The 6,252-nt window shown below is 67.3% G+C and carries 4 protein-coding genes and 1 pseudogene; all 5 read left to right on the forward strand.

Annotated features, from left to right (window positions below):
* The coding region (locus ACLL9L_RS15000) for a sugar transferase (RefSeq protein ID WP_411285463.1) at positions 1 to 367 on the forward strand (367 nt) is incomplete at its 5' end.
* Between the two features lie 70 nt (positions 368 to 437).
* The gene (locus ACLL9L_RS15005) at positions 438 to 1,751 is read left to right on the forward strand and encodes a hypothetical protein (RefSeq protein ID WP_411285464.1); all 1,314 of its coding nucleotides are present in this window, start codon (positions 438 to 440) and stop codon (positions 1,749 to 1,751) included.
* 4 nt (positions 1,752 to 1,755) lie between these two features.
* Positions 1,756 to 3,036, forward strand: coding sequence for a hypothetical protein (locus ACLL9L_RS15010; protein WP_411285465.1), 1,281 nt, complete (start codon positions 1,756 to 1,758; stop codon positions 3,034 to 3,036).
* A 603-nt stretch (positions 3,037 to 3,639) separates the two neighbouring features.
* Positions 3,640 to 4,080, forward strand: a complete 441-nt coding sequence (locus ACLL9L_RS15015; RefSeq protein ID WP_411285466.1) for a hypothetical protein — start codon at positions 3,640 to 3,642, stop codon at positions 4,078 to 4,080.
* A 406-nt stretch (positions 4,081 to 4,486) separates the two neighbouring features.
* Positions 4,487 to 6,252 (forward strand): annotated as a pseudogene (locus tag ACLL9L_RS15020) (cell surface protein); the annotation flags it as partial.

The following is a 6,252-nucleotide window of genomic DNA, read 5'->3' on the forward strand; positions in this document are numbered from 1 at the left end:
GAAGAACTCCGTGCTCTTCAAGGACCCCCGCGACCCACGAATCACCCGGGTGGGGCGAGTCCTTCGGAAGTATTCGCTCGACGAGCTCCCGCAGCTGATCAATGTCCTGCTCGGTGAGATGTCCCTGGTCGGCCCTCGCCCGCCGCTGGCCTGTGAGGTCGAGAAGTACGATCCTGACGCGGTCCAGCGACTGCGGGTCCGCCCCGGCATGACCGGGCTGTGGCAGATCAGCGGCCGCAGCGACCTTACATGGGAGCAGTCGCTCCGGCTTGACCTTTGGTACGTCGACAACTGGTCACCCGTGTTGGACCTTCAGATTCTTGTCCGGACAGCCAAGGCCGTCGTCGGGGGTGGCGGAGCGTACTGACGTCCGGGGGCCGTCCCGCCCGTGTCTGCAGCAGAGTTCGAGTCCGAAACAGGAGGTGAGGAAGGTGCCGGTGAGCACGCAGGCACCCGCACAGGCGGAGGGACGTCCGGAAGCCGTTGCCCACAGCATGCGAGTGGCACGGTGGCTTGCCGTCGAACGCGCCGTGGCGTTGGCTGCGACGTTCACGGCGCCCATCTCCCTGTTCGTCGTCTCGGGGCTGCGCCTTGGCGGTGCCGTCGCGCTGCTGCTCTGCCCCTTCTGGATCTCATCCCTGAGGCGCTATTCCCATGGGCGGGCCTTCATCGTTTTCGGCCTCGTGGCATGGGTGTCCGGCCTTTTCCTGACCGAGGCCCGACGCGGCTCGCTCTTTGTCAACGACAGCAACGCCCACTTCCAGAGCCTCGACGTGCTCGGGTTCCTCGCCGTGGTCGGCCTGCTCCTCTGGGCTCGGATCGTGCTGTCGACCCGGACCGTCGGGATCGTCTACGGCGTGGCTATGGTGATCTCGATCCCTTTGAACCTCCCTGCCGCATCTGCCAACTATTGGAAGTTCGCGGTGGCCCTACCCTTGACGGTGCTGCTGCTGTCGGTGCTCGGGGGACGACGACGCTCGCGACTGTGGCCTGAGATACTCGGTCTGATCGTGCTGCTGTTCGCGTCCGTGAAGTTCGACTCCCGCTCGATGGCCGCCGCCCTCGCCTTCGCCATCGGCCTCGTGGCCTGGCAGAAGCGGCCGGTCACCCGGGCTTCGGCGAGATGGTGGGGTTGGTCCGCTGCGGTTCTGGCAATCACCGGGATCGGCTTGTACTTCCTCGGGACGGGCTTGCTCGTCAGCGGCGCCCTCGGCGCGGAGACCCAGCAGCGGACGATCCGGCAGGTCGAGACCTCCGGTTCACTACTGCTCGGTGGCCGGCCGGAGATCATGGCCACGGTGGCACTCATGAGTGAGGTCCCGTTGGGGTTCGGCTACGGCGTGCAGGTCGATACGACCCTACTCAACGACGTCAAGACGTCGATGCAGACGATCAACTACCAGACTGTGGAGAACAAGTACGTGGACGTCTTCATGTTCGGTCAGGCCATCGAGCTCCACTCGACGGTCGCCGACCTGTGGGCAATGTGCGGGGTCATGGGGGCCGCTCTCGGGCTCTTCGCGGTGGTGGCTCTCGTGCGCGGAGTGGTCGAGGGAGTCCAACGACGGCAGGCGCGAGCCGTCGCCCTCCTGCTGGCAGTCTGGGCCCTCTTCGAACTCGGCTTCGGCCCGTTCTACTCCGCTGTCACGGGCCTCAGCCTGGCCCTCGCTCTGAACTTTTCCACGAACGAGCCCGAGACCTCAGTGCACGGCCGCCGGCTGACTCAGCCGCGCAGAGACCTCAAGGAATAACAATATGCGCACGTCTGACGCGATGACCATCATCCGACGCAGCTGGGTCACGTTCGCTGCATCGGTGCTCCTTGGTCTCGGTTTGGGCGCTCTCGTCCACCAGTTGACGCCGCCCAACTTCGTGTCGGCGGTGGACTTCTACGTCTCAACGCCGACGTCGAAGGACGGCAACCTCTCAGCGGCGAGCCAGTTCGCCCAGACCCGCGTCGACACGTACGTAGGGTTGATGTCCTCGGACTACATCGCGGCCCGCGTCGTCGCCTCGTCTGGTGTCGACCTCCTCCCAAGCGAAGTCCGTCGGTCGATCGCGGCCACCAACCGCCTCAACACCGTCGTCATCTCGGCCACGGTCACCTCCGGGTCAAAGGAGACGTCGGCCGCCCTCGCCAAGGGGCTCGCTGCGGTGATGGGTCCTGCGGTGTCCAATCTGGACAACGTCGGTGAGGTCAAGGCCGTCCAGATCGACGTCATCTCGGGCCCTACCGAGCCGGTCGAGTCCAGGCCAGGGCTGCTGACGAGCCTGGCGGTGGGGCTGGCCGCCGGGCTGTTGTTCGGGATGCTCTTCGCCGTCGCGCTCCAGGTGGTGCGGCCCCGGGTGACCGAAATTGACGACGTGACCCGGCTGACCTCTACGGGCCTGCTGGGCACGGTCGAGGTTCCCAGTGCGGGGGGTCGCCCCAAGGGAGCCGCCCAGGCACACGGCTTCCGCAAGGTCCGCTCAGCCCTGCGAGCCGAGGACGCCGAGACCCGACAGCAGGTGCTGACCGTAATGTCGGCCGTGGAGGGAGAGGGACACGCGGCGGTGGCGGCAGGGATCGCTGGGAGTCTGGCAGAGTTGGGCGACCGGGTCCTACTCGTCGACACGGACGGCCGCACGCCCACGGGTGACGGAGCGAAGGGCCAAGACCAGCTCTCCCAGGTGCTCAGCGGCGCGATGTCCCTGTCCGAGAGCACTTCGGGGAGTGCAGACGTCCCCGGGCTGAGCACCATCGGAAGTATGGCGCGCGACGACTCTTCGGCGCTGACCCCTCGCACGATCGCGGCCTTCGTCAAGCAGGCGCGGCACGACTACGACCACGTGGTGATCACCGCCCCGCCACTCGACGCCAGCGCCAACGCGACAATGTTGGCCCGACAGTCCGACGGGGTGATCCTCGCGGTCCGGCTCGGGTCCCCCTCGCCCGAAGCGCTGGAGTCGGCGAGCCGGCAGGTCAGGGTCGCGGGCGGGACTCTGATCGGCGCCGTGATCACGCACGTCGATGGCCCGAGGCGGCGACGTGTATAAGCGGGCGGCGGTCGAGGGGACGCCCTGCCTGGGCTTGCGCGTTCGAGGCCCTTTGTCGCGACGTCTGCGGTCTCAAAGAGGAAGATTCGGCGGGAGATTGTGGGGAACTCCCTCAGGGTCATGGACTGCCGCATTATCCTTCGGTGGGGAATGGAGAGTCCGTAGGTCGGTTGAAGCTGTGGGCCCGGCGGCGGGGCTCCGATACCGGCAGGACCAGCGTTGGTCACCGGACGAGGGATGCACGCGAAGGTTGACGGGTCGCACCGGCGGGGGCCGAGGATGAAGGGGACAGTCATGGCGCGGGGCCTTGGGCTGACGCCGGCGAACGTAATGCGGAACGTCGTGCGCCCTCACCTCATCCTGCGGTGGTCCCTGGTCGGGGTCGTGGGGTGTGCGCTGCTCCTCGCGGGTTGCGCGAACTCGCCCACGGTTGTCGTCGCAGATGCCACTGCCAGACCAAACCCAGTCGCGGATGCCACTGCCGGACCAAACCCAGTCGCGGATGCCACTGCCGCACCAAAGCCACCCGTCAGCGTCTCGGCGGGCCCGGGCCAGGCTGCCCCCACTGGTTCGGTGACACGCCCCCCCGACCCCTTGGCACCCGTGCCTATCGCGCCGTCCGAGACCAGCGCGACGATCAAGGCTCCAGAAGCGGCATTCACCGCGCCGGCGACCTATCCGGACGGCCTCACCCTCGCAGTTCGGACCATCGACCAAGCGACGGAGACAGGGCAGGGTCGAGGGGTCTTCCCGGGGGCCCCCACGACGTCCTTCGCCCTTCACCTGACGAACGGCACCACAGCAGCCGTCGACCTGTCGCGTTCCGTCGTCGCGGCGGCATACGGCAGCCCCCGGCGCGTCGCCCAGGCCTCTTACGCGGGCGCGTCGCAGGATTTCGCCGGCACCCTGACGGCAGGGGAGAGCGCAGACGCCATCTACATCTTTTCGATCCCCACCGGCGAGCTGGGGAACGTCTATCTCACCGTGAACATCGGCGGGCAGCACGCGGCCGCCACCTTCGCGGGAAGGGCCACGTCCCGATGATCTCCCTCGGCATCGTGCCCAGGCCCACGCGGGCGAAGACCGCTCGGGTCATGGCTCACGGACCCTCTTGTCGTCCAACGCTCATTTTCCGACCAAGGAGCACCCCATGGCCATCATGACGAGTCGCTGTGTGCGGCTCCTGCTCACGGGCCTCTTGGCGGTCGCCCTCTCCACGTGGGGAGTCGCTTGGAGCGCTCCGGTCGCCGTGGCCGACACCGCGCCGACGGCCGGTGGAGGAATCCCGGCCGGGACGACCGATCCGGCGACCGTGTCGGCCGACGGCCTGCCGACCTGGCAGATCAACGGCGTCGTCTGGGCCCAGGTCGTCGTCGGCAACACCGTCTACGTCACGGGCAGCTTCACAGCGGCGCGCCCGCCGGGCGCCGCCGTGGGAAGTGCCTCCGAGGTGGCCGCCGGCAATCTTCTCGCCTACGACATCACCACGGGTGAGCGCATCGCATCGTTCAACCACACGCTGAACGCTCAGGGGATGGCGATCGAGAGGTCCGCCGATGGATCGCGCATCTATGTCGGTGGCGACTTCACGACGGTGGACGGGCAGCCGCGCGGCCACCTCGCAGCCTTCGACACCGCGATGGGTGCCCTCGTCTCGACTTTCGCTCCGACATTCAATTCGACCGTTCGGGCCATCGCGGTGGCCGGCAGCACCGTCTACGTCGGTGGCCAGTTCACCAGCCTCAACGGCGCCGCCCGAGGGTATGCCGCCTCGGTCCGGCTCGACGGGGCGACCGGCTCCTGGCGTCCGTGGGCCAACGATGGCTACGTCTGGGCCCTCCAACCGACTCCGGACGGCTCGAAGGTCGTCGTGGGTGGCCAGTTCTCGCAGCTCAACGGCGTCGCCGCCGCAGGTCAGGGCGCGGTCGACCCGGACACGGGCGTCTCTCAGGACACCGGGGTGACGAACCTTCCGTGGGCAGCGAGCAAGCTGATGACCGCCACCCCCGGCGGAGCGATCGACTCGCTGAAGACGGACGGACAGCTGATTTGGGGGTCTGCCTGGGCCTTCGGCTCCCCCTCGAACTTCGAAGGGGCGTTTGCGGCGCGACCGAGCGACGGGTCGGTCGTCTGGGCCAACGACTGCCATGGCGACACATACGACACCTACCAAACGGCTGGTGTGCTCTACCTCGTGGGACATCCTCATGACTGCACCATGATCGGTGGCTTCCCCGACACCAATCCGCGAGTCCGGTGGCAGCGGGCCATGGCTTTGACGACGGCGGCGACACTGACGAACGACGGTCCGGACAGTTATGGCTGGAACTACAAGGGCGTTCCCAGCGGCAAGATCCTCAATTGGTTCCCGGCCCTCGATGCGGGATCGTTTACGGGCCAGTTCCAGGGTGCGTGGACCGTCGAAGGCAACGACACCTATGTCGCCCTGGGCGGAGAGTTCCCGGCGGTGAACGGGGTCCTCCAGCAAGGCTTGACCCGGTTTGCCCTCAAGACGTCGGCACCCAACAAGTTCGGTCCTCAGTACTCGACCGACCCGGTCGCTCGCACGCTGTCTCCGACGGTGGCCAAGTCTCTGACGCCGGGGCTGGTGCGGGTGAGCTTTTCGACCGCTTGGGACCGTGACAATCAGCGTCTGACCTATCAGGTGATCCGCGACGGTGGCCCGGTCGTCTGCACTGCGAACGTCGACACGAACTTCTGGACCTTGCCCGATACGAGCTGCTCCGACACCGGGGCGCCGACCGGCAGCCACACCTACCAGGTAAAGATCTCGGATCCGCTCGGCAACACACTCATGAGCTCGGTGTCCAACGCCGTAAGCGCCGTGGCGGGGACCGCTCCGGCCTACGTGCGCGACACGGTGGACTTTGGGGGGACGCGTTACTGGCGGCTCGGAGAGGCTAGCGGCACGGTAGCGGCTGACGTGATCACCGGCGACGACGCCAGCCTGAAGGGAAACTACGCGCTGGGTCAGGCCGGGGTCCTGGCCGCCAATACCGCGGCTCGGTTCGGCCCTGCCACCGCGTTGAACGCGGCGGGCTTTGGCGTGACATCCACGTCCCAGCCAGGGCCCCAGACGCTGTCGATCGAGGCATGGTTCAAGACGACGACGACGACCGGCGGGAAGATCGTCGGATTCGGCAACGCGACCACGGACTCCAGCTCGTCGTATGACCGGCACGTCTACATGGACAA

Source organism: Lapillicoccus sp., assembly GCF_046595215.1.
GTDB lineage: Bacteria > Actinomycetota > Actinomycetes > Actinomycetales > Dermatophilaceae > Lapillicoccus.

Excerpts from the sequence above, each read along its gene's own strand:
- ACLL9L_RS15010 (WP_411285465.1), top strand. The coding sequence starts at position 1,756 with ATGCGCACGTCTGACGCGATGACCATCATCCGACGCAGCTGGGTCACG.